General features: G+C 64.3%; 15 protein-coding genes, 2 tRNA genes and 3 rRNA genes. 1 reads left to right on the top strand and 19 read right to left on the bottom strand.

All coding sequences use genetic code 11. The features are described from left to right. Positions 1–51: 51 nt before the first annotated feature. From rrf to APAU_RS06495, 5 genes are all read right to left on the bottom strand, one after another. Positions 52–167: ribosomal RNA gene (gene rrf, locus APAU_RS06515) — 5S ribosomal RNA — on the bottom strand. A 72-nt stretch (positions 168–239) separates the two neighbouring features. Further along, a 23S ribosomal RNA gene (locus APAU_RS06510) occupies positions 240–3,221 on the bottom strand. A 104-nt stretch (positions 3,222–3,325) separates the two neighbouring features. After that, positions 3,326–3,400, bottom strand: a tRNA-Ala gene (locus tag APAU_RS06505). Between the two features lie 23 nt (positions 3,401–3,423). After that, positions 3,424–3,500: transfer RNA gene (locus tag APAU_RS06500), tRNA-Ile, on the bottom strand. Positions 3,501–3,548: 48 nt separating this feature from the next. Continuing rightward, positions 3,549–5,072: ribosomal RNA gene (locus tag APAU_RS06495) — 16S ribosomal RNA — on the bottom strand. The 16S, 23S and 5S rRNA genes sit together here with 2 tRNA genes alongside, the layout of an rRNA operon. Before the next feature lie 208 nt (positions 5,073–5,280). Here APAU_RS06495 and APAU_RS06490 point away from each other — a divergent pair. Beyond that, on the top strand, positions 5,281–7,605 hold the full coding sequence (locus APAU_RS06490) for a transglycosylase domain-containing protein (protein ID WP_006300928.1): 2,325 nt from the start codon (positions 5,281–5,283) through the stop codon (positions 7,603–7,605). On the opposite strand, the gene APAU_RS06485 is transcribed toward APAU_RS06490, so the two are convergent. The 14 genes from APAU_RS06485 to mazG all read right to left on the bottom strand — a co-directional run bounded on the left by APAU_RS06485 (position 7,595) and on the right by mazG (position 23,304). Beyond that, complete coding sequence (locus tag APAU_RS06485) at positions 7,595–8,614, bottom strand: deoxyguanosinetriphosphate triphosphohydrolase (RefSeq protein WP_006300927.1); 1,020 nt, start codon at positions 8,612–8,614, stop codon at positions 7,595–7,597. The two genes, APAU_RS06490 and APAU_RS06485, sit on opposite strands and share 11 nt — an antisense overlap. A 70-nt stretch (positions 8,615–8,684) precedes the next feature. Beyond that, positions 8,685–11,333, bottom strand: a complete 2,649-nt coding sequence (gene ppdK / locus APAU_RS06480) for a pyruvate, phosphate dikinase (protein ID WP_006300926.1) — start codon at positions 11,331–11,333, stop codon at positions 8,685–8,687. Positions 11,334–11,363: 30 nt separating this feature from the next. Further along, a complete protein-coding gene (locus tag APAU_RS06475; RefSeq protein ID WP_006300925.1) occupies positions 11,364–12,164 on the bottom strand; it encodes a pyruvate, water dikinase regulatory protein in 801 nt (266 codons plus the stop codon). Beyond that, positions 12,161–14,245: a glycine--tRNA ligase subunit beta gene (glyS, locus tag APAU_RS06470; protein WP_006300924.1), complete on the bottom strand. Its 2,085-nt coding sequence runs from the start codon at positions 14,243–14,245 to the stop codon at positions 12,161–12,163. Before glyS ends, APAU_RS06475 begins: the two co-directional genes overlap by 4 nt. After that, positions 14,242–15,150, bottom strand: a complete 909-nt coding sequence (gene glyQ / locus APAU_RS06465; protein ID WP_006300923.1) for a glycine--tRNA ligase subunit alpha — start codon at positions 15,148–15,150, stop codon at positions 14,242–14,244. Before glyQ ends, glyS begins: the two co-directional genes overlap by 4 nt. Then, a complete protein-coding gene (recO, locus tag APAU_RS12560; protein ID WP_006300922.1) occupies positions 15,147–15,926 on the bottom strand; it encodes a DNA repair protein RecO in 780 nt (259 codons plus the stop codon). Before recO ends, glyQ begins: the two co-directional genes overlap by 4 nt. Before the next feature lie 42 nt (positions 15,927–15,968). Next, complete coding sequence (gene era / locus APAU_RS06455; protein WP_006300921.1) at positions 15,969–16,895, bottom strand: GTPase Era; 927 nt, start codon at positions 16,893–16,895, stop codon at positions 15,969–15,971. A 1-nt stretch (position 16,896) separates the two neighbouring features. After that, entirely contained in the window at positions 16,897–17,307 is a 411-nt protein-coding gene (locus APAU_RS06450; protein ID WP_006300920.1) for a cytidine deaminase, read from the bottom strand. Beyond that, positions 17,307–18,539 carry a hemolysin family protein gene (locus tag APAU_RS06445; RefSeq protein ID WP_232207694.1) on the bottom strand — a complete coding sequence of 411 codons (1,233 nt, stop codon included), beginning with the start codon at positions 18,537–18,539 and terminating at the stop codon, positions 17,307–17,309. The genes APAU_RS06450 and APAU_RS06445 overlap by 1 nt, the downstream gene beginning before the upstream one ends. 94 nt (positions 18,540–18,633) lie before the next feature. Further along, a complete protein-coding gene (gene ybeY / locus APAU_RS12555) occupies positions 18,634–19,149 on the bottom strand; it encodes an rRNA maturation RNase YbeY (RefSeq protein ID WP_006300918.1) in 516 nt (171 codons plus the stop codon). Then, positions 19,146–21,245, bottom strand: coding sequence for an HD family phosphohydrolase (locus tag APAU_RS06435; protein ID WP_006300917.1), 2,100 nt, complete (start codon positions 21,243–21,245; stop codon positions 19,146–19,148). The genes ybeY and APAU_RS06435 overlap by 4 nt, the downstream gene beginning before the upstream one ends. After that, on the bottom strand, positions 21,217–22,224 hold the full coding sequence (locus APAU_RS06430) for a PhoH family protein (protein ID WP_006300916.1): 1,008 nt from the start codon (positions 22,222–22,224) through the stop codon (positions 21,217–21,219). Before APAU_RS06430 ends, APAU_RS06435 begins: the two co-directional genes overlap by 29 nt. Continuing rightward, positions 22,221–22,451, bottom strand: a complete 231-nt coding sequence (locus tag APAU_RS06425; RefSeq protein ID WP_006300915.1) for a NifU family protein — start codon at positions 22,449–22,451, stop codon at positions 22,221–22,223. The genes APAU_RS06430 and APAU_RS06425 overlap by 4 nt, the downstream gene beginning before the upstream one ends. 16 nt (positions 22,452–22,467) lie before the next feature. Next, on the bottom strand, positions 22,468–23,304 hold the full coding sequence (gene mazG / locus APAU_RS06420) for a nucleoside triphosphate pyrophosphohydrolase (protein ID WP_006300914.1): 837 nt from the start codon (positions 23,302–23,304) through the stop codon (positions 22,468–22,470). Between the last annotated feature and the right edge of the window lie 33 nt (positions 23,305–23,337).

Below are 23,337 nucleotides of genomic sequence, written 5' to 3'. Positions count from 1 at the left end.
GAGTAGGGGGGCCGTCCGGATGGACGGCCCCCCTACTCTTGGGGTAACTAATTCTGGCGGCGACCTACTCTCCCACGGGTACCCCCCGTAGTACCATCGGCGCTGGAGGGCTTAACGACCGGGTTCGGCATGGATCCGGGTGTGTCCCCTCCGCTAGGGCCACCAGAAACTTGTCTGCAATCGCTCCTCCAAGATCCTGTCCTCCCGGACAGGCCGGAGACCGACCACAAGAGAAAGATGAGGTTAAGGCCTCGGCATATTAGTACCGGTCAGCTCAACGGCTCACACCGCTTACACCCCCGGCCTATCAATCCTGTCGTCTTCAGGATGCCTTACCTGGCTTCCCAGTGGGGGATCTCATCTCGGGGCCGGCTTCCCGCTTAGATGCCTTCAGCGGTTATCCGATCCGAACATGGCTACCCGGCTTATGCAGCTGGCGCCACAACCGGTACACTAGCGGTTCGTCCACTCCGGTCCTCTCGTACTAGGAGCAGATCCCCTCAAATCCCCTACGCCCGTGGTGGATAGGGACCGAACTGTCTCACGACGTTCTAAACCCAGCTCACGTACCGCTTTAATGGGCGAACAGACCAACCCTTGGGACCTGCTTCAGCCCCAGGATGCGACGAGCCGACATCGAGGTGCCAAACCTCCCCGTCGATGGGAACTCTCGGGGGAGATCAGCCTGTTATCCCCGGGGTAGCTTTTATCCGATGAGCGATGGCCCTTCCACTCGGAACCACCGGATCACTAGGACCGACTTTCGTCTCTGCTCGAACTGTCGCTCTCGCAGTCAAGCCACCTTATACCCTTGCGCTCAGTGCGCGATTTCCATTCGCGCTGAGGTGACCTTCGCGCGCCTCCGTTACTCTTTGGGAGGCGACCGCCCCAGTCAAACTGCCCACCTGACAGTGTCCCGCCTAGCGCTTCAGCTATGAGCGGTTAGAACCCCAGCACTCCAAGGGTGGTATCCCAACGGCGACTCCACCACAGCTGGCGCCATGGCTTCTACGTCTCCCACCTATCCTGTACAGAGAGTACCGAAATCCAATATCAGGCTACAGTAAAGCTCCACGGGGTCTTTCCGTCCCACCACGGGTAACTGGCGTCTTTACCAGTACCACAATTTCGCCGGGTCCCTCGTCGAGACAGCGCTCAGATCGTTACACCATTCGTGCAGGTCGGAACTTACCCGACAAGGAATTTCGCTACCTTAGGACCGTTATAGTTACGGCCGCCGTTTACTGGGGCTTCAGTTCAAAGCTTCGCCTTGCGGCTAACCTCTCCCCTTAACCTTCCAGCACCGGGCAGGTGTCAGACCCTATACCTCGGCTTGCGCCTTGAGCAGAGTCCTGTGTTTTAATTAAACAGTCGCCTGAGCCTGGTTTCTGCGGCCTCCAGCGGCTCCACATGCGTGACGCTTCACCGCGGAGGCACCCCTTCTCCCGAAGTTACGGGGTCAACTTGCAGAGTTCCTTAACGAGGGTTATCCCGTCCGCCTTGGCCTGCTAAGCCAGCCCACCTGCGTCGGTTTGGAGTACGGGCGCTCGAGCTCCTCCCTAGAGGCTTTTCTTGGCAGCCTGGCTTCAATGCCTTCCCACGATCATTCGTAGTCCCCATCAGCTCTCAGGGTACCGGTACCTCGGATTTCCCTGAAGTACCCCCCTACGGCCTTGGACCGGGACGTCCAGCACCCGGCGCACCTAGCCTCCTGCGTCACCCCATCGGTACAAGCGTTGCTCAAGCGGGGCCGGAATGTCTACCGGCTGTCCATCGAGTACGCCTTTCGGCCTCCCCTTAGGTCCCGCCTAACCCTGGGCGGATGAACCTTCCCCAGGAATCCTTGGGCTTCCGGCGAGCAGGTTTTTCACCTGCTTCTCGCTACTCATGCCGTCATTCTCACTTCCGTACAGTCCACAGTCCCTTACAGGCCTGCTTCACCCCGTACGGAACGCTCCCCTACCCATCAGACCCCTAAGGTCTGATGCCGAAGCTTCGGTGCCATGCTTAGCCCCCCACATTTTCGGCGCAGAGGCGCTCGACCAGTGAGCTATTACGCACTCTTTCAAGGGTGGCTGCTTCTAAGCCAACCTCCTGGCTGTCTGGGCTCCTCCACATCCTTGCAACACTGAGCATGGGCTTTGGGACCTTAGCTGTCGGGCTGGGTTGTTTCCCTTTCGACCACGGATCTTCTCACCCGTAGTCTCACTCCCGTGCATCCCGTACCGGTATTCGGAGTTTGATTGAGCTCGGTAGACCCATCGGCCCCCTCACCCATTCAGTGCTCTACCCCCGGTACGTTCGTCGCACGAGGCTGCACCTCAATGCATTTCGGGGAGAACCAGCTATCACCGCACTCGATTAGCTTTTCACTCCTATCCACACCTCATCCAAGCCTTTTTCAACAGGCCCTGGTTCGGTCCTCCATCCGGTGTTACCCGGACTTCAACCTGGACATGGATAGATCGTGCGGCTTCGGGTCTATGGCTTGCGACTGGACGCCCTATTCAGACTCGGTTTCCCTGCGGCTCCGGACCTTGCAGTCCTTAACCTCGCCACAAACCATAACTCGACGGCTCATTTTCCAAGAGGCACACCGTCACCCCACGAAGGGGCTCCGATTGCTTGTAGGCACGCGGTTTCAGGTCTATTTCACTCCCCGCCAGGGGTGCTTTTCACCTTTCCCTCTCGGTACTGCTTCACTATCGGTCGCCAGACGTAGTTAGCCTTGGACCGTGGTCGGCCCGGATTCAGACGGAATTCCACGTGCTCCGCCCTACTTGGGTGTCTTCCACAGGCAGGACGCACCCTGTCGCGTACAGGGCTTTCACCTTCTGCGGCCCGCTTTCCCAACACGGTTCCGCTAGAGTGCGCCTTTGTAACTGCCCGAGCCCTTTGCGGAAGGCTCCTGGAAGATCCCGCAACCCCACGCACGCAACGCCCGCAAGCTTGACACGTGCATGGTTTAGGCTCATCCCCTTTCGCTCACCACTACTTGGGGACTCTCTTCGATTTCCTCTCCTCCGGCTACTGAGATGTTTCACTTCACCGGGTGCCCGCCCTCATCCGAGGGCGACGGGACTGCTCCCGTCAGGTTGCCCCATTCGGAAATCCTCGGATCAATGGATGCTTGCTCCTCCCCGAGGCTTATCGCAGCTTGCTACGTCCTTCTTCGGCGTCTGGCGCCAAGGCATTCCCCGCGTGCCCTTTGTACCTTAACCTCATCTTTCCCCTATGGTCCCGCCTCCGCAGACAAAACATCCCCCCTCGCGAGGGGATCTCTTGACTCCGCTTGGTCGGTGTCATGGTGCGTCGGTGCTAAGAATGGTGGAGATGAGCGGATTCGAACCGCCGACATCCTGCGTGCAAGGCAGGCGCTCTCCCACTGAGCTACATCCCCAAAGATGCACCTTGTAAAGAAACTGGTGGGCCGAGGAAGATTCGAACTTCCGACCTCGCGGTTATCAGCCGCGTGCTCTAACCAACTGAGCTATCGGCCCACAACAGCGCACGAGAGAAAACCACCGTCGAATGGTTGAACTCCTTAGAAAGGAGGTGATCCAGCCGCACCTTCCGGTACGGCTACCTTGTTACGACTTCACCCCCCTTACCAGGCATACCTTCGGCACCTCCTCCCCTTACGGGTTAGGCCGGTGACTTCGGGTACCCCCAACTCGGGTGGTGTGACGGGCGGTGTGTACAAGGCCCGGGAACGTATTCACCGCGGCTTGGCTGATCCGCGATTACTAGCGATTCCAGCTTCATGCAGTCGAGTTGCAGACTGCAATCCGAACTGGGACCGGCTTTACGGGATTCGCTTGCGCTCGCACGCTTGCTGCCCTCTGTGCCGGCCATTGTAGCACGTGTGTCGCCCTGGGCATAAAGGCCATGATGACTTGACGTCATCCCCACCTTCCTCCGTCTTGTCGACGGCAGTCTGGCTAGAGTGCTCGGCTCTCCCGTTAGCAACTAACCACAGGGGTTGCGCTCGTTGCGGGACTTAACCCAACATCTCACGACACGAGCTGACGACAGCCATGCAGCACCTGTGCACGCTCCCTGAGTTGCCCCAGGGTCCTTCGACTTTCATCTCCGTACCACGTGCATGTCAAACCCAGGTAAGGTCCTTCGGTTTGCATCGAATTAAACCACGTGCTCCACCGCTTGTGCGGGCCCCCGTCAATTCCTTTGAGTTTCAGCCTTGCGGCCGTACTCCCCAGGCGGGATGCTTATCGCGTTAACTCCGGCACGGATACCCTACGATACCCACACCTAGCATCCATCGTTTACGGCTGGGACTACCGGGGTATCTAATCCCGTTCGCTCCCCCAGCTTTCGCACATGAGCGTCAGTCACGAGCCAGGAAGCCGCCTTCGCCACTGGTGTTCCTCCCGATATCTACGCATTTCACCGCTACACCGGGAATTCCACTTCCCTCTCTCGTACTCGAGGCTGCCAGTATCGACCGCAAGACACAGGTTGAGCCCGTGCTTTTCACAGCCGACTTAACAACCCGCCTGCGTGCGCTTTACGCCCAGTAATTCCGGACAACGCTCGCCCCCTACGTATTACCGCGGCTGCTGGCACGTAGTTTGCCGGGGCTTCCTCGTGCGGTACCGTCACGTCCTTCGTCCCGCACAACAGAGGTTTACATCCCAAGGGATTTCGTCCCTCACGCGGCGTCGCTGGGTCAGGGTTGCCCCCATTGCCCAAGATTCCCCACTGCTGCCTCCCGTAGGAGTCTGGACCGTGTCTCAGTTCCAGTGTGGCCGTGCGCCCTCTCAGGCCGGCTACCCGTCATCGCCTAGGTGGGCCGTTACCCCACCTACTAGCTGATAGGCCGCGAGCCCCTCCCTCCCCGGATTGCTCCTTTCACGCATCTCTGCGCCTATGGGGTATTAGCAGGCGTTTCCACCTGTTGTCCCCCGGGTCGGGATAGGTTCTCACGTGTTACTCACCCGTCCGCCACTAACTGTTAGATCCAGCAAGCTTTCACTAACAGTCCGTTCGACTTGCATGTGTTAAGCACGCCGCCAGCGTTCGTCCTGAGCCAGGATCAAACTCTCCGAACAATACTGGTCTTTTGACGGTTGGTTGCTCTTTCGCGCGCTGTATTCAGTTGGCAAGGTTCGGTGCCGCCTTGCGGCGACAAAGGGGAGTTTAGCACGCCTCCCGGAGTCGCGCAACCCCTGGGAGTAAATTTGCTGTGCTATAATCCGCGCGGGTTCCCCGATTCCTTCGCGATCCCTTCTCCACTACACGACCATCCGGAGGTCGACGATGAAGCATACCGTCCCGAACGCCCGCAGAATCCCCTTTTCCCGAAGCCGCAGACCCGGGGGAATCGTGAAGATCCTCCTGAGCTTTCTCCTTCTGTTGCTCCTGGGGAGCGCCGCCTTCTTCTCCGTGGGGGTCACGGTCCTGTTGAAGGACCTTTCGGAGACGTTGCCTTCCTCCGAGGAGATCCTTCGGAGACAGCCCAGCCTGGCCACGACGGTGCTGGATCGAAACGGCCGTGTCATCACCACCCTCTTCGAGGAAAACCGGACCTGGGTCCCCTTGGGGAAGATCTCTCCGTGGTTCCTGAAGGCCACCCTGGCAGCGGAGGACAGCGAGTTCTACGAACACGCGGGGTTGCGCCCCGCGGCCATCCTCCGGGCTCTGTGGATCGACCTCTCCCACCAGAGGGCACGGCAAGGGGGCAGCACCATCACCCAGCAGTTGGCCCGCAACCTGTTTCTGAGCCGGGAGAAGACCTTCACCCGGAAGATCAAGGAAGCCATTCTGTCCATCCGCCTGGAGAGGATCTACTCCAAGGACAAGATCCTGGAAATGTACGTGAACACCATCTATCTGGGACACGGCACCTACGGCATCGGGGCGGCGGCGCAGAGCTACTTCGGCAAGGAGGCGTCCGCCCTCTCCCTGGCGGAGGCTTCCACTCTGGCGGGTCTCATCGCGGCCCCGGAGTACTACACGCCGGTGCGCAATCCCGAAGGGTCCAAGACGAGGCAGCGCTACGTGCTCCACCGGATGGCGGACCTGGGCTGGATCAGCCTGGACCAGGAGAAGGGCACCTTGGCCAAGCCTCTGCAGCTTCGTTCCGGCAAGAGACGGAAGCTGGAACTCCAGCAGGCGCCCTACTTCGTGTCCCATCTGCTCTTCAAGAACCTTCTGCCCGCCTATGGAGCAGATACGGTCTACCGGGGAGGCTTGAGCATTCTCACCACCCTGGACCTGGACCTCCAGAAGGCGGCGGAGAAGGCCTTTGTCGGTCTGCCCCACGAGGGGGCTCTGGTGGCTCTGGACCCGGACACGGGGGAAATCCTCGCCCTGGTGGGAGGGCGGGATTTTCGGAAAAGCAAGTTCAACCGGGCGGTGCAGGCCTTCCGCCAACCCGGCTCCTCCTTCAAGCCCCTGGTCTATGCGGCGGCCTTCGAAAACGGCTATCGCCCCGTGGACCATCTGCTGGATGCGCCCCTGACCTTTCCCAACGGATGGTCCCCCCAGAACTACGACCGAAAGTTCAGCGGAGAGGTGACCCTCGTGGAGGCCCTGGGACGCTCCCTCAACACCCCGGCGGTCCGCCTGGCCCAGATCGTGGGGATCCCCTCCATCCAGGAGGTGGCCCGCAAGATGGGGATCACCACCCCGCACCTTCCCGACGATCTGTCTCTGGCCCTGGGTTCCACCAGCGTGACGCCCCAGGAAATGGCGGTGGCCTTCTCCTGTTTCGCCAACAACGGCTACCGGGTGACGCCCTTCGGGATCCGGGAGATCCGCTCCGCCTCCGGGGAGATTCTGGAGAAGAACGGGCCTCGCCTGGATCGGGGCATCTCCATGGAGACAGCCCTGGCGGTGCGTTCCATGCTGGTGCAGGCGGTCCTCTGGGGGACGGGACGGGCAGCGCAGGTCCCGGGGGTGGAGACCTTCGGCAAGACGGGAACCACCAACGACTGGAGCGACGCCTGGTTCGTGGGCGGGGTTCCCGGCCTGGTGGCGGTGGTGTACGTGGGCAACGACAACCACACCTCCCTGGGGGCCAAGGCGGTGGGGGGGAAGGTGGCCGCTCCGGTGTGGAAGCGGTTCGTGACGGAGGCGGTTCGCCTGCGGGGAACCCCAGCTCGCTTCACCGTCCCTGCGGAGGGACATGTGGAAATCGTCCGGGTCTGCCGGAAGACCGGTTTTCTTGCCACCGGCTCCTGCCAGGGAGCCGAGGTGGCCCTCCGGACTGGGGAAGCCCCCACGGCGGAATGCCCCTTCCACGGGGGAAGCCGCGTCGCCGCTCGGGAGGACGGCAATGCCCCGCAGCTTCTCCTGGCCCCTGCGGACGACGCCTCGGTGCAGGGACGCTACGCCCTGCGCTACGGGAGCCAGGAGCGGTCCGTGCAGCCTGCGGAGTCGGAGGCTAGCGTCGAGACGCCGGAGACCCCCGTGGCGACGGAGGCTCCTGCGGAGCCGGTGGTGGCGGCGAAGCGTCCCCCCGCCAAGGCGGCCACTCCTGCCAACCCCCAGGCGAAACCCTACGCCAAGGACCTGAGCCCGGCCAACGAGGTGGAAAAGAAATACCAGGATCTGCTGAAACAGTACCGCATTACCAATTGACGATCGGATTCTCCGGCCAGGGACGGGGGACGTTCTCCCGTTCGAAGACCTGAAGGGCATAGCGATCCGTCATGCCGGAGATGTGGTCCAGGACTTGCCTGGGACCCCACTGGGGATTGGTCTTCAGGCAGCGGCGGAAGAGGGTCTCCACCAGAAAGGCCACCTTGGGTTCCTCCGCCTTCACGGGGGGAGCCGCGTAGACCCGCTCCAACAGAAACGCCCGAAGGGCTTCCATGCTCTCCAGCACCTCCGCCCCGAAGCGGATCTCCTCCCCGCTTGAGGCCACCACATCCTCCACCATGCGACAGATTCGCTCTCCGTGGGTTTTTCCGAGGCGCCGGGTGACCACATCGGGGATTTCCTCCTCCCGAAGGAGCCGGGCTCGCAGGGCGTCGTCCAGGTCGTGGTTCAGGTAGGCAATGGAGTCGGACACCCGAACCACCCAAGCCTCCAGGGAGGAGGGGGATTCCAGGGCGAACCCCTCCCCCACCCGGACCTGCCCCTTGGAGTGCTGGAGGATGCCCATGCGCACCTCCCAGGTCAGGTTGAGCCCCTTCCCCCCCTTTTCCAGATGGTCCACCACCCGGAGGCTCTGCTGGGCGTGGTGGAAGCCTTCCAGCCCCGCCTCTCGGGCCAGCCGGTTCAGCACCCGCTCCCCCATGTGACCGAAGGGGGTATGTCCCAGGTCGTGGGCTAGGGCAATGGCCTCGGTGAGGTCTTCGTTGAGGCGCAGGGCTCGGGAGATGGTGCGGGCGATCTGAGAGACCTCCAGGGTGTGGGTGAGGCGGGTGCGCAGGTGGTCTCCCTCGGGCAGGAGGAGCACCTGGGTCTTGTGCTTGAGGCGTCGGAAGGCCTTGGAGTGGATCACCCGATCCCGGTCCCGCTGGAAGCAGGTGCGAAGCGGACAGGGCGGCTCCTCCCGAAGCCTGCCCTTCGTCCTTGCGGCAGGGCATGCCCGGGGTGAGAGGATTTGCGCCTCCGTGGCTTCCCATTCTTCTCGGATGGTCATGGGCTTCCTCCCTTCGACAAAAAAGGGGCCCCGCTGCGCAGGCGGGGCCCCTTTCGGTTCGTGCGTTCCGTCAGGAGAGCAGCCCCAGGACCGAGAGGGCCGCGGAAAGACGGGCCACGGGGACTCGGAAGGGGGAGCAGCTGACGTACTTCAGCCCCAGTTTGTGGCAGAAGGCGATGCTGCTGGGGTTCCCCCCGTGTTCCCCACAGATACCGATCTGGATGGCCGGTCGGGTTCCCCGTCCGTCCTGCACGGCGATCTCCAGGAGGCGTCCCACCCCGTCACGGTCCAGGACGTGGAAGGGGTTCTCGGGCAGCACGTGGAGCCGCACGTACTCCGCCAGGAATTTGCCCTCCGCGTCGTCCCGGGAGTACCCGAAGGTGGTCTGGGTGAGGTCGTTGGTGCCGAAGCTGAAGAACTCCGCCTCCTGCGCCAGCTGCCCCGCCACCAGAGCCGCCCGGGGCAGTTCGATCATGGTACCCACAAGATAGGGCACCCGGACGCCGGTGCGTTTTTCTTCCCGCTCCGCGATCTCCCCCACCATGGCGCGGAGGCGCTTCATCTCCTCCAGGGTCCCCACCAGGGGCATCATGATGTCCGGGTGGACCGAAACGCCCCGGGCGACCAGTTCCCCCGCCGCCTCGAAGATGGCCTCCACCTGCATTTCGTAGATCTCCGGGTAGATGATGCCCAGGCGACACCCCCGAAAACCCAGCATGGGGTTGGATTCCCTGAGGCTTTCCGCCTTGCGGGCCAGACGGCGAAGGTGTTCCGCCTCCGGGGCATCCCCCTGCCCCTTTTTCTCCAGTTCCGCGATGCGCCCCTGCAGTTCCGGGACCTTGGGCAGGAACTCGTGAAGCGGCGGGTCCAGAAGACGCACCGTGACGGGGAACCCCTGCATGGCCTCGAAGATCCCCAGAAAGTCGTCCTTCTGCATGACCTTGAGGCGGTTCAATGCAGCCACGCGCTCTTCCCGGTCCGTGGCCGCCACCATCTCCTGCATCACCGGCAGGCGTTCCGCCTGCATGAACATGTGCTCCGTGCGGCAGAGTCCGATGCCCCGGGCGCCGAACTCCCTCGCCCTCTTCGCATCCTCCGGGGTGTCCCCGTTGGCCCACACCTCCAGGGCGGCAATCTCGTCCGCAAAGGACAACAGTTCCCGGAAGTCGTCGGTGAAGCTGGGCTGGATCAGGGGGAGGCTTCCCAGAACCACGAGCCCCCGGCTTCCGTCCAGGGTGAGGATCTCGTGCTTGCGGATGATCCGATCCCCCACCCGGATGGTCTCCCGCTGCAGGTCGATGTCCAGAGCTTCGCAGCCGGAGACGCAGGGCTTGCCCAGCCCCCGGGCCACCACGGCGGCGTGGCTGGTCATGCCCCCGTGGCTCGTGAGGACACCCTGGGCGGCGAAGAGGCCGTGGATGTCGTCGGGGGTGGTTTCGGGGCGGACCAGGATCACCGCCTCGCCGCTGCGCCCCAGCTTCTCCGCCTCGTCGGCCTGGAAGACCACCTTCCCCACCGCCGCCCCCGGGGATGCGGGAAGCCCGCGGGCCAGGACGTTCATGGGGAGGTTGGGGTCCAGCTGGGGATGGAGAAGCTGTTCCACGTTCTCCGGGGTGACCCGGCGTACCGCCTCGTCCTTGGGGATGAGGTTTTCCCGGACCATGTCCACCGCCACGCGAACCGCCGCCTTGGCGGTGCGCTTGCCGTTTCGGGTCTGCAGGAGGTAGAGCTTCCCCCGTTCCACGGTGAACTCGATGTCCTGCATGTCCTTGTAATGCTGTTCCAGGAGGCTGGTGAGACGGAGCAGTTCCCCGTGGACCTCCGGCATGTCGGCCTTCAGCTCCTGGATGGGCCGGGGGGTGCGGATACCCGCCACCACGTCCTCTCCCTGGGCGTTGAGCAGGAACTCCCCGAAGAGTTCTCGTTCCCCCGTGGCGGGGTTGCGGGTGAAGCAGACCCCCGTGCCGCAGTCGTTCCCCAGGTTGCCGTAGACCATGGAGACCACGCTGACCGCCGTGCCCAGATCGTCGGGGATGCGCTGGATCTGCCGGTAGGTCACCGCGCGAGGGGTGTTCCAGCTTCGGAACACCGCCTCGATGGCCAGACGAAGCTGCTCCCACGGGTCTTCGGGGAAGACCTTCCCCTTGGACTGAACCATCTGGAGGTACTGTCCCACCAGCTTGCGCAGCATTTCCGGCGACAGCTCGTGGTCGTGGCGGCAGCCCTGTTCCTTCTTTGCCTGGGCGAGACAGAACTCGAAGTCTCCGTGCTCCAGCTCCAGAACCACGTCGGAGTACATCTGGATGAACCGGCGGTAGCTGTCCAGGGCGAAGCGCTCGTCTCCCGAGGCCGCGGCCAGAGCCTCCACCGTGTCCCCGTTGAGGCCCAGATTCAGGATGGTGTCCATCATCCCGGGCATGGAGACCGGGGCACCGGAGCGCACGGAGACCAGGAGAGGATTCTCCTTGCCCCCAAAGGTTTTGCCCGTGGCGGATTCCATGCGCTTCATGGACTGCCTCACCTGCGGCCACACCGCATCCAGGAGCCCCGCCCGGTCCTCCCAGTAGGCCTTGCAGGCCTCCGTGGTGAGGATGAAACCCGGCGGCACGGGCAGGCCGATGTTCCACATCTGGGCCAGGTTGGCCCCCTTCCCGCCCAACAGGGATTTCATGCTCGCGTTTCCCTGCTCGTACTCATAGACCCACTGCACGACGCTCATGTCGTCTCCCCCCTCGGATCGGGTCCCTGCCTACCGCCTCAGGCAGTCCAGGATCTCCTGGGCCGTTTCCTCGATGGCCCGGTTGGTGACCTCGAAGGTCCGGCATCCGGTGCGTCTCATGATGTTCTTGGCAAAATCCAGCTCCTCCTGCACCCGCTCCCACTGGGCGTAGTTGGAGACCTCCGCATCCAATCCCAGGACCCGCAGCCGCTCCTTGCGGATCTGGACGAGTTTTTCCGGGGCGATGACCAGTCCCACCACCTTCTCCGGAGGCAGGGAGAAGAGTTCCTGAGGAGGATCCGCCTCGGGCACCAGGGGGATGTTGGCCGCCATGATGCCCTTGTGGGCCAGGTACATGGACAGGGGGGTCTTGCTGGTCCGGGAGACCCCGATGACCACCAGGTCCGCCTGGTCCAGGAATTCGGGGGAGCGGCCGTCGTCGCACTTGATGGCAAATTCGATGGCCTTGACCCGACGGAAGTACTCTTCGTCCATCCGGCGCAGCAGCCCCGGCGTCTCCAGGGGCGGGCGGTCCAGACGGCGCCCCAGGATGTCCAGGATGGGCCCCAGGATATCCACCAGGTCCAGCCCTTCCTCCGTGGCCTTCCGGACGAACCACTTCCTCAAGGAGTGGTCCACCAGGGTGCAGATGAGGACGGCGTTGAGTTCCTTGGCGGTACGAAGGATCTCCATGCCCTTTTCCTCGTTGTTCACATAGCGGAAGCGCACCAGCTTGGCCGCCTCGGGACCGAACTGGCTGGCCGCCGCCCGGGCGACGTGTTCGGCGGTCTCTCCGGTGAAATCGGACACCACGTAGAGTTCCACGGTCATGGCTTCACCTCGTTCTTCAGGTAGGAGAAATCCCCGATGGCGTCGAAGAGATCCTGCGCCCGGCGGAGCAGACCGAGCCGGTTGGTGCGGACCTTCTCGTCCGGGTCCATGACGAGCACGTCGTCAAAGAACCGGGTCACGGGCCCTTCCAGACGGAGGAGCAGCTGGGCCACCTCGCGCCACTCGTATCGGGCCACGGCCTCTCGAACCAGGGGACCGCACTCCGTCAGGGCGGCCAGCAGTCCCCGTTCCGCGTCACAGGTCAGGGTGGAGGGGTCCAGGTCGCCCCCTTCGGGGGTTTTGGCCAGGATGTTCCGCACCCGCACCGCTGCGGTGACCAGGGAGGCGAACCAAGCCTCCCCCTTGAGTTCCTCCAGCACCTGGAGGAGCCGAAGGGTCTGGAGGGGCCGGTGTCCCACGCACTGGAGGGCCAGGGAAACCATGCCGTGACCGTAGCCCTTCTCCCGCAGCTGCACCAGCTGGCGCTGCTGGAAGAAATCCCCCACCGCCTGCAGGGTCTCGGGAGATGCCCCCAGATTTGCCCCGGCCTTGGCGAAGAGGTCCACCACGGGCACGTCCAGCTCCAGACCCCAGAGGATCTCGTCGATGCACCGGGAAGCCCGGCGCAGGCCGTAGGGGTCCTGGGAACCCGTGGGCTCCAGGCCCACGTGGTGGATGGCCACAAGGGTGTCCGCCCGATCCGCCAGACCCACCAGGGCACCCACCGCGTCGGTGGGTAGCCGGTCCCCGGCGAAACGGGGAAGGTACTGTTCGTGCAGGGCCAGGGCCACGCGATCCGGTTCTCCCTCCCGCCGGGCGTACTCCCTTCCCATGACTCCCTGCAGCTCCGGGAACTCGTACACCATGTTCGTGAGGAGATCCGCCTTGGCGAGGAACGCCGCCCGGTCCACCAGGGAACGGATCTCCCCCAGCCCCAGGGACTCCACCAGCCAGATGGCCAAGGTTCGGGCCCGCTCGGACTTCTGGTGCACCGAACCGAGGCGTTCCTGGTAGAGAACCGTCTTCAGCCCTTCCACCCGGCTGGAGAGGCCGGCCTTCTGGTCTTCCGCCCAGAAGAACGCCGCATCCGAGAGGCGCGCCCTGAGGACCCGTTCGTTCCCTTCCCGCACCACCTGCATCCGGGTGGCCTGGTTGTTGCTGACCCCCACGAAGAAGGGACAGAGCTTCCCCGAACGGTCCCGGACGGGGAAGTAGCGCTGGTGCTTCTTCATGGTGGTCACCAGGACCTCCGAGGGGATGTCCAGGAAGGAGGGGTCGAAGGAGCCGAAGAAGGGGACCGGGTACTCCACCAGGTTGAGGTTTTCCTCCACCAGGTCCGGGTCCAGATCCGCCCCCGCCCCCATGTCCTTCTCCAGGGAGGCGATGCCGGAGAGCATCTTTTCCCGGCGCTTCTGGGGGTCCGCCAGGACGAACTCGTCGAAGAGCGCCTCCAGATAGTCCTTGGCCTCCCGGATCTCCAGGTTGCGCTTGCCCAGGAAGCGGTGTCCCCGGGTGAACCGGTCGCTGTGCACCTCCCCCAAGGTCACCGGGACGATCTGATCCCCCCAGAGGGCCACCAGCCAGCGGATGGGGCGGGCGAAGCGCACTGTGGGGTCCTGCCAGTACATGTTCTTGGGGAATACGAGGCGCTTGAGGATCCGCTGGAGCACCTCCGGGATCAGGGATTCCGTCTCCTGTCCCTCCTGCTTGAGCACCGCGAAGGCGTAGGGGACCCCGTCCACCTCCCGCATCTGGAGGTCCTCCACGGGGATCTGCCGGCTTCTGGCAAAGCCCGCCGCCGCCTTGGTGGGGTGCCCGTTGGGGTCGAAGGCCTGCGCCCATAGGGGCCCCTTCACCGTCTCCACCAGGTCCTCCTGCCGGGAGGCCAGGGACCGGACGTATAGGGTCAGACGCCGGGGGGTGCCGTAGGAGAGGATGCCCCCGTGAGGGATCCGGGCGGCCTGAAGCTCCTCCTCCCCCAGGCGGCGGATCTCCTCCAGCCCCCAGGAGAGGAAGCCCGCAGGGATCTCCTCCGTCCCGATCTCGAAGAGAAGGTCTCGTGCCCTGTCGTCCCGGTTCATCGCCGACTCCCCCTGTTCTCTTGATCCGCGAAGCGGAAGCGGTCCATCAGGGGGTACCCCATGGCCTCCCGCTGGGCGGCGTAGGCCTTGCAGCAGGCCCCGGCGAGGGCCCGCACCCGGCCGATGTACCCGGTCCTCTCCGTGACGCTGATGGCGCTGCGTGCATCCAGGAGATTGAAGGTGTGGGAGCACTTCAGGACGTAATCGTAGGCGGGCAGGACCAGGCCCGCGTCCAGGATGTGCCTTGCCTCCTGCTCGTAGTGGGAGAACAGCTCGAAGAGCCGTGCCGCATCGGAGACGTCGAAGTTGTAGGTGGAGTGTTCCACCTCTCCCCGATGGTGGACGTCCCCGTACTTCACGTCCCCCACCCACTGGAGGTCGTAGACGTTGTCCACCTTCTGGACGAACATGGCGATCCGTTCCAGCCCGTAGGTGATTTCCGCAGGCACGGACTCCATGTCGATGCCCCCCACCTGCTGGAAGTAAGTGAACTGGGTGACCTCCATGCCGTCCAGCCAGACCTCCCATCCCAGCCCCCAGGCCCCGATGGTGGGGGATTCCCAGTCGTCCTCCACGAAGCGGATGTCGTGCTCCGCCGGGTCGATGCCCAGGGCCCGCAGGCTGTCCAGATAGATCTCCTGGATCTCCTCCGGGGCGGGCTGCATGATCACCTGATACTGATAGTAGTGTTGGAGGCGGTTCGGGTTTTCTCCGTAGCGTCCGTCGGTGGGCCTGCGGGAGGGTTCCACGTAGGCCACCCGCCAGGGCTCCGGTCCCAGGACGCGCAGGGTGGTGGCGGGGTTCATGGTTCCCGCTCCCACCTCGATGTCGTAGGGCTGCTGGATGATGCACCCCTGTTCCGCCCAGAAACGCTCCAACCGCATCACGATCTCCTGAAAGTTCAAGAACCTTCCCCCTTCTGGAACAGGGATCGGCCCTCAGGGAAAAAACCCTGGAGCCACCCTTCCGCCTCTTTCCACCGTGCCCTGTCGGAGGGGCTCAACCCGCCTGGGTAGCGGGTTTTTACCCATTCAACGAACGGTTCACGGGCAAGCATAGCAGCACGGCACAGGTCCTGCAAGAAATCCGGGGGCACCTCCGCCCTCCCGGCACAGCATTCCAACCCCCATCGGCCCCAGGCGAGGGAGCCCCTGAGGGGCTCGCCGCATCGGGAGCAGCGGCGCAGCTCCGGGGCGCTGCCCTGGACCCGCAACCAGCGGTAGAGAAAACGAACCCGCAGGGGAGGCCTCACCAGGGGAAGGGTCAGGGCCCGGAAGTGACTCCAGAACAGGCCCAGCACCTCGTCTCCCGGGATGCCCAGGGGGAGACGGGAGAGCCAAAGGCAGGCCTCCAGGGCCTCCCGAAAGGACTCCGCGTCCCGGTGCAGGGACAGGTAGGAGTCCACGAGCCGGGCATCCTGGAGGGTGGTGCGTCTGGGGCTCTGGTAGAACCGGTATTCCCCCCAGGAGAGGGGCTCCGTGGCCGCGCCGAACCTCCGACGTCCCCGGGCCGCCCAGGGAGCGTTCACCCAGCAGAGCCCCGTCCCCTTGAGGAAGGCCAGAAGGCGGAATCCCTCGTGCGGGTCCTCCCGGCGTCGCAAGACCACTCCGGAGGCGGACCAGTACCCCTGTCTTGCGGGAGCGTCGCCGCAATCCCGGGAGGCGTCAAAGAAGGAGGGCACGGGTCGGGGGGCCCCCCTTCGTCGCAGGAGGGGGCGAGGGGTTCACGAATCCCCGTACCCCATCTGCCGCAGCCCCTGCTCGGACCGCCGCCAATGGGGGCGTACCTTGACCCACAAGTCCAGATTCACGGGGTGGCCGAAGGTGCTTTCCAGTTCCTCTTCCGCCGCCAGGCGGATCTGGCGGATCTTCGCCCCCTGCGATCCGATGAGGATGATCTTCTGCCCCTCCTTCTCCACCACGATGCTGGCCCGGATGGAAAGGCGCTTGCGGTCCGGATACTCGTCGGGGCTCTTGAAGGACTCCACCAGCACCGCCACGCTGTGGGGAACCTCCTGTTCCGTCTCCAGGAAGACCTTCTCCCGGATGATCTCCCCCGCCAGGAAACGTTCCGTCCGGTCCATGAGCAGGTCCTCGGGGAACAGGGGCTCCGACTCGGGAAGCCAGGAGGTCATCCTTTCCAGGAGCACGTCCAGGTTGGAGCCCCGAGTCGCGGAGAGGGGGATGATCTCCTCAAAGGGGTAGGCGTCCTGGTAGAGGGCCACCACCTTCCAGAGGGCCTCGGGGGACTTCAGCAGATCGACCTTGTTCACCACCAGAGCTGTGGGGCGCTTGGCCTCCCGAATCCACTCCAGGATGCGCCGGTCCAGGGAGGAGAGGCGCTGGTCCGTAGCCTCCACGAGGAAGCAGATGCCCACCACCTCCTCCAGAGCCTCCCGGATCTGGCGGATCATGAAGCGTCCCAGCTCGTGCCTCGGCTCGTGAACCCCCGGCGTGTCCACCAGGACGATCTGGGCTTCCGGGGTCTGGACGATCCCCCGAACCACCTGGCGGGTGGTCTGGGCCTTGGGGGAAACTGCGGCGATCTTCACCCCCACCAGGGCGTTGGCCAGGGAGGACTTGCCCACGTTGGGGCGCCCCAGGAGGGCGACGCAGCCGGAGCGGAAGGGCTTGCCGTTAGAAGGCTCCACGTCAATCCTCCAGCAGGAAGGCTTCGGGAAGAAGCTCCGGGATGCTCCGTTCCACCCGTCGGCCCTCCCACCAGAACCAGACCCGCAGTTTCGGGTTGTGCTCCAGCAGGACCTGCCGACAGGCACCGCAGGGAGAGCAGCTTCGCCCTGGGGGTCCCTGGACCGCCAGAGCCACCGCCTGATCCCCCCCCTGGGACGTCAGGACGCCCAGGGCCACCCGCTCGGCGCACTGGGTCAGCCCATAGCTGCCGTTTTCCACGTTGCACCCGGTGAAGATCTGCCCGCTTGCGGTGTACAGCGCCGCCCCCACGGCAAAGCCGGAATAGGGCACATAGGCTCGCGATCGGGCTTTCCCCGCCTCTTCCCAAAGGGTTTCCAGCACTTCTTCGATCTCCTTGAGAGCCAAAACCATCACTCCTCGAAATGCTGCGAGTCGTCCCCGCAGGGACTGAACCGGACCTGGAGCACCCGATGGTTCTTCACGTCCAGGGCCTGAATCCGCCAAGGTCCCTCCGTCACTTCCTGTCCCGACTTGGGGAACCCTCCGAAGAGGGAGAGGGCCAAGCCCCCCACGGTGTCCACATCCTCCGCCTCGAAGGGATACCCCAGGGCGTCGGACAGGTCCTCCAGGTGGACCTGCCCCTGGACCACGTAGGAACCGTCCGCTTCCTTCTGGACCGGAGGGACCTCCTCGTCGTACTCGTCCTGAATCTCCCCCACGATCTCCTCCAGCAGGTCCTCCAGGGTCAAAAGCCCCGCGGTGCCCCCGTATTCGTCCACCACGATGGCCATGTGCACCCGGGCCTTCTTCATGAGGTCGAAGAGTTCGGCGATCTTCATGGTTTCGGGCACGAAGAGGGACTTGCGCTGGAAGGGCGCCACGGGTTTGTCCACGTCCCCGGAGGAGAGGCACTGGAGAAGATCCTTCACGTAGAGCACCCCGTCGATGTGGTCCAGGTCCCCGTCGAAGAGGGGCATGCGGGAATGGCCGCTCTCCCGAAAGGCCTCGATGGCGCTGCGTACGGAGCAGGAGGAGGGCAGGGCGGTCATGTCCGTTCGGGGGACCATGATCTCCGACACCCGGGTCTCTTCGAAGGCGATGATCCCGTGGATCATCTTGCGTTCCTCTTCCTCCAGGGCGCCGCTGGCTCCGCTCTCCTTCACCAGATGGTCGATCTCCTGGCGGGTGACGAAGGCCCCCCGGTTTTCCAGGGGGATCCCCATCAGGCGCCCCAACCCCCGGATGACCGCCTGGGTGAGGAGGACCAGGGGGGCCAGGAGAAACGCCACCCCCCGAAGAGCAGGGAGCATCAGGAGAAGGGCCTTCTCCGGATAGGCGATGGCCAGGGTCTTGGGGAGGATCTCGCAGAACACCACGATGACCGCCGTCATGAGGATCACCGCCAGGAGAAGGCCCCGCTGCCCGAAGAAGGCGATGGCCAGGGAGGTGGCCAGGGAGCTGGCGGCGATGTTGACCAGGTTGTTGCCCACCAGGGTCACCGTGAGGGCCCTCTGGGTGTTCCCCAAAAGCCAGGAGAGCAGTCCCCGTCGAGGAGGGTGGAGGTCGCTTAAGGCAAGGAGCTTGCCCCTGCCCACGGCGGTGATGGAGGTTTCGGTGCCGCTGAAGAAGAAGGAAAGGATCAAAAGGACCAGTAAGAACCCGGTACTACCTACGATGTCTTCGCTCACGTTCCACTCCCTCTTTCGTTCGGTTCCACGATTCTCCGGTTTCCGTCTGTCACGAGTGCGCCCAAGACGCGAAGTTCCCCTCCAGGGTGTCAGAAACCATGCGTTCCTGCAACTCCCACATGTCCTGTTCCTTCTGCGGGGTGTCGTGATCCCACCCCAGGAGGTGCAGAAAGCCGTGGTGAAGCACCAGAAGCATCTGTCGTTCCTTGGATCCCCCGCCCTCCTGGGGCTGGACCTGATCGGGGCAGATCACCACGTCCCCCAGGGGCAGGACCTCCCACGGGGGAGGGCAGAAACGCCCCTCTTCCTCCCAGAGGGGGAAGGAGAGCACGTCCGTGGGCCCCTCCACCTGGCGGTAGGTCCGGTTCAGCTCCGCCATGGAATTTGGGTCCACGAAGGAGACGGACACCTCCGCCTCCCGCGTTTCTTCCCCCGAGGGCAGGGTCCCCTCTGCCAGGAGCAGCCGAGCCCAGACGCATCGGATTCGATCCTGAAGCGCCTCTCCTTCTTCCCCCGCAAAGGGTTCGGGAGGCAAGGAAGCCCCCCAATTCAGCACCACCTTCACCCTTGTTTCCCCTCCTCATCCGGGACCTTCTCCTGCGTCGCGTCTGCTTTTTGCGGCTCCTCCCCCGATCCGCCCAGGGCACGGACAGTTCGAGAGTGGCGCATGGATCGGAGAATTTCCAGGAAGGTCTCCCGGATGACCGTCAGATCCCGAAGGGAGAAATCCACGTGATCCAGCTGGTGGCTCGCAATCTTCGACTGGATCACTTCCGCCACCAGCTCTCGGAGGTCCTCCGGGTTCTCGGCCCTGGTCGTGGACGCCTTCACCGCCGCCTCCACGGAATCCGCCAGCATCACCAGGGCGGTTTCCTTCGACCGGGGACGAGGCCCGGGGTAGCAGAACTGCTCCACGGGCAGGGATTCTCCCAGGTTCTTGGATTTTCGGAAGAAGTAGGCCAAGCAGGTGGTACCGTGGTGCTCCGGGATAAAGCTGCGGAGGACCTTGGGAAGACCGTACTCCTGCGCGATCTCCAGACCGTCTCTCACATGGGAGAGGATCACCAGGGCGGACAGGGAGGGGGCCAGGTGGTCGTGCACGTTCTCCCCGTTGTTCTGGTTCTCCACGAAGAACTTGGGGCGCCGGAGCTTTCCGATGTCGTGGTAGTACGCCCCCGCCCGCACCAGGAGCCCGTCCAGGCCCAGCACCTCCGCCGCCGCCTCCGCCAAGGTCCCCACCATGAGGACGTGGTGGTAGGTACCGGGGGTCTCCACCTGAAGCCGCTTCAGAAGCGGGTTGGAGGGGTTGCTCAGCTCCATGAGACGCAGCGGGGAAACCACGTCGAACAGGGACTCCCACAGGGGAAGGAGAGCCAGGACCAGGCTGCTCCACAGGGCGCACAGGAGCAGGTAAAGCCCCACATCTCGGGACGTCAGGACGATCCCCAAGCCCCAACGAAGAAAACAGGAGACCGCGACCAGACAGAGACCGTAGAGGGCAAGGCTCTGCAGCAACCGCATCCGGGAGTTGAGCCCCTTGAAGAGCAGGTACCCCAGCCCCGCAGCCACCCCCGCCTGGATGGTCTGCAGTCCCAGAAAGGATGGGGTGGGGCTGAAGGCCAGCAGGGCCCCCAGGACCCCGCCCCCCAGGGTCAGATGGAAGGCGAAGGCGTTGGGAAAGGCCAGGAAGAACCACGCCCCCAGGGCCATGATGCCCAGGGTGTCCACGTAGCGCCCCGCCGCCAGAAGCTGGATCCCCCAGATCAACCCCAGCAGGAGGAGGACGAAGGCCCAGGCCCGCCCCCCCAGATTCAGCTTTTCCCGCCGTTCCAGCCACGCCGGCCAGAAGCCCCAGGCCAGGACGGCAAAAAAGACGAAGGCCAGACGGGACCAGGAGAAGCTCGCGTCGGGGAACCCCTCTTCCCGAAGAAGCCGGGCCACGGCGTCGGTCACCACCTGCCCCCGATAGGCCAGGACTCTCCCCGACGGGAGATCCCGCTCCGCCGCCCGGACCGAATCCCCCAAGGCCTGCCTGGCCAGTCGTGTGACGTCCCCGTCCGAAGCGAGGGAGTTGGAAAACACCTCCGTGAGGATTTGGAAGACCACGTTCTTCTGCCCCTGGGGCACCGGCAGGGCGCTGACCAGATCCCACTGTTGCTCGCTCAGGGAAACCCGCCCGTCCCGGTGGGTCAGAAGGCGCCTTCCCAGGGACACGGTGAGCTGAAGGAGCTGCACCTTCTCCTTCCCGGGAAAGGCCTTCAGGAGGGACTGCAGCTCCGGGGAAAGGAAATCCTGCGTGGGAGCGGACTCCAGAAGCTCCAGGCGCCGCTGGATCTGCACCACCGACCCGGGTTGGCGGACCACCACCTGATCCACATGCTCCTCCACCCAACGGCGGTTTTCCTGGGTCTCCGCGGGATCGGAATAGCGGAGGCGAGCGACGCTGAAGTAGGTCCGAGGGGCGGGGGAACCGACGCGGAAGGCGCTGTGGCGCACGAAGAACCACCAGTTGCCCACCAGAAGGAGGGAAGCCAAAAGGGCCAGGGACCACCGGAACCTCCGGTGGTCCACCGCCTGGGGATCCCCATGCCGAAACCAGCGGAGGACCTCCCGGACCCGTTGCGGGACGACGCTACTGTCGTCTTCCTTCGTAGTCTTCATAGGCCTGGACGATCTTCTGGACGATGGCGTGGCGCACCACGTCGGTGGGGGCAAGGCGCACGAAGGCGATGCCCGGGATGCCCGACAGGATCTGCTCCACCGTCCTCAGACCCGACTCCTTTCCCTGCGGGAGGTCCACCTGGGTTACGTCTCCGGTGACCACCGCCTTCGACCCCATCCCCATGCGGGTGAGAAACATCTTCATCTGTTCCGGCGTGGTGTTCTGCGCCTCGTCGAGGATGATGAAGCTGTCGTTCAGGGTCCTCCCCCGCATGTAGGCCAGGGGGACGATTTCGATGACCTTCTTGTCCATGAGCCGGAGGAAGCGGTCCGGGCTCAGCAGGTCGTAGAAGGCGTCGTACAGGGGACGAAGGTAAGGTTCCACCTTCTCCAGGAGATCCCCGGGGAGGTAGCCGAGGCGCTCCCCCGCCTCCACCACCGGGCGCACCAGGACGATGCGGGTGATCCGGGCCTCCTTCAGGCAGGACAGGGCATAGGCCACCGCCAGATAGGTCTTTCCCGTTCCCGCAGGACCGATGGCGAAGGTGACGTCATGCTCCCGCAGGGCCTCCAGGTAGGCCCGCTGTCCCCGGGTGTAGGCGTGAACAGGCTTGCCCTTGGAGGTGGTGTAGATGAGCTGGGAGGCATCCCGCTCCTCCGGGAGTCCCGGACCTCCCCCTTGCAGCTCCTGAAGGGCATGACGGACCTCCGGGTCCTCCATGGATCGACCTTCCCGGGCGTTCCGCCCCGCTTCCCGGAGAAAGGCCAGCGCCCTTTCCAGGAGAGCCCCGTCCTCGCCCCGAAGCGACAGGTCCTCCCCCCGGGCAAAAGCCCGCAGGGGGAGTTCCTCCTCCATACGGCGAAGCAGGGCCTCCTGCCCCGGCCAAGGGGCGAGTCGAAGGTTGCGGATCAAGGATCGTCGGGCAGGGGCCGCCGTGGCCCCCTCCAGAGAGGAAGACAAGGGAAAGGGTTTCCTCACGCCTCTCGCCGGACCGATTTGACCTCCGGGATGGCGGCCCGGAGGACCTGCTCCACCTGCACCCGCAGGGTCTCCTGGGCAAAGGGGCATCCGCCGCAAGCTCCCGTGAGGGCTACGGTCACAGCGCCTTCCACCTCGTCGAACCCCTTGAACTCGATGTCCCCACCGTGGGCCTGGAGGTTCGGCCGGATTTGCTCCTGAATCACCTGCAACACACGCTGTTCCATTCTTCCGTATCCTCCTTTAGGAACTCCGGGGCGTTCCCGCTTCCCCCGGTCCTTCCTGGCTCTTGACTTGATCCCACAAAGCGTCCAGTTCCGCAAGGGGGCAGTCCTGCATCTTTCTGCCCTCATCCTTCAGAGAATCTTCGATCCGTCGAAACCGGCGGGAGAACTTGCCGCAGGACCTCTGCAGGGCGTCCTCCGGATCCAGGTCCAGCCTCCGGGCCAGGTTCACCACGGCGAAGAGGAGGTCTCCCAGCTCCAGGAGAGCCTGATCCCGCGTCCCCTCGCGGACGGCTTCTTCCAGCTCCCGCGCTTCCTCCTGGATCTTGGCGAGCACCACCGCTTCGTCCCCCGGTTCCCAGTCGAATCCCACCTTGGCCGCCCGCTCCTGAAGACGCAGGGCCCGGTACAGGGCGGGGAGGGAGCGAGGGACTCCCGCCAGGGCAGAGTCATCCTTGGCCCCCTCGAGGCGCTTCCGGGATTTGATGATCTCCCAGTTTCGGCTGACCTCTTCGGGGGTCTCGGCGATCACGTCTCCGAAGACGTGGGGGTGGCGCACCACCAGCTTTTCGATGATCCCCTCCAGCACATCCTCCAGGGTGAAGGACTCCTCTTCCCGGGCCAGTTGCGCCAGAAACACCACCTGGAGCAGGAGATCCCCCGATTCCTCGCAGATGCCTTCCCGGTCCTCCGCCTCGATGGCCTCCACCAGTTCGAAGGCCTCCTCCACGATGTACCGTCTCAGGGAGGAGTAGGTCTGTTTCCGGTCCCAAGGGCACCCCTCGGGGCTCCGCAACCTCGCCATAAGGGACGCCAATCCCTCCAGCCCCTGGTAGGGGACTTTCACGTTTTCCACGGGGTCACCCTCTCTCCCCACAAGGGGGTGTGG

This window comes from Aminomonas paucivorans DSM 12260 (assembly GCF_000165795.1).
GTDB classification, from domain to species: Bacteria; Synergistota; Synergistia; order Synergistales; family Synergistaceae; genus Aminomonas; species Aminomonas paucivorans.
The sequence above is the reverse complement of the archived record's forward strand: the minus strand, read 5'-3'. Positions and strand labels throughout refer to the sequence as shown.

Excerpts from the sequence above, each read along its gene's own strand:
- APAU_RS06490 (WP_006300928.1), top strand. The coding sequence starts at position 5,281 with ATGAAGCATACCGTCCCGAACGCCCGCAGAATCCCCTTTTCCCGAAGC.
- APAU_RS06485 (WP_006300927.1), bottom strand. The coding sequence starts at position 8,614 with ATGACCATCCGAGAAGAATGGGAAGCCACGGAGGCGCAAATCCTCTCA.
- ppdK (WP_006300926.1), bottom strand. The coding sequence starts at position 11,333 with ATGAGCGTCGTGCAGTGGGTCTATGAGTACGAGCAGGGAAACGCGAGC.
- APAU_RS06475 (WP_006300925.1), bottom strand. The coding sequence starts at position 12,164 with ATGACCGTGGAACTCTACGTGGTGTCCGATTTCACCGGAGAGACCGCC.
- glyS (WP_006300924.1), bottom strand. The coding sequence starts at position 14,245 with ATGAACCGGGACGACAGGGCACGAGACCTTCTCTTCGAGATCGGGACG.
- APAU_RS06450 (WP_006300920.1), bottom strand. The coding sequence starts at position 17,307 with ATGGTTTTGGCTCTCAAGGAGATCGAAGAAGTGCTGGAAACCCTTTGG.
- APAU_RS06435 (WP_006300917.1), bottom strand. The coding sequence starts at position 21,245 with ATGAAGACTACGAAGGAAGACGACAGTAGCGTCGTCCCGCAACGGGTC.
- APAU_RS06425 (WP_006300915.1), bottom strand. The coding sequence starts at position 22,451 with ATGGAACAGCGTGTGTTGCAGGTGATTCAGGAGCAAATCCGGCCGAAC.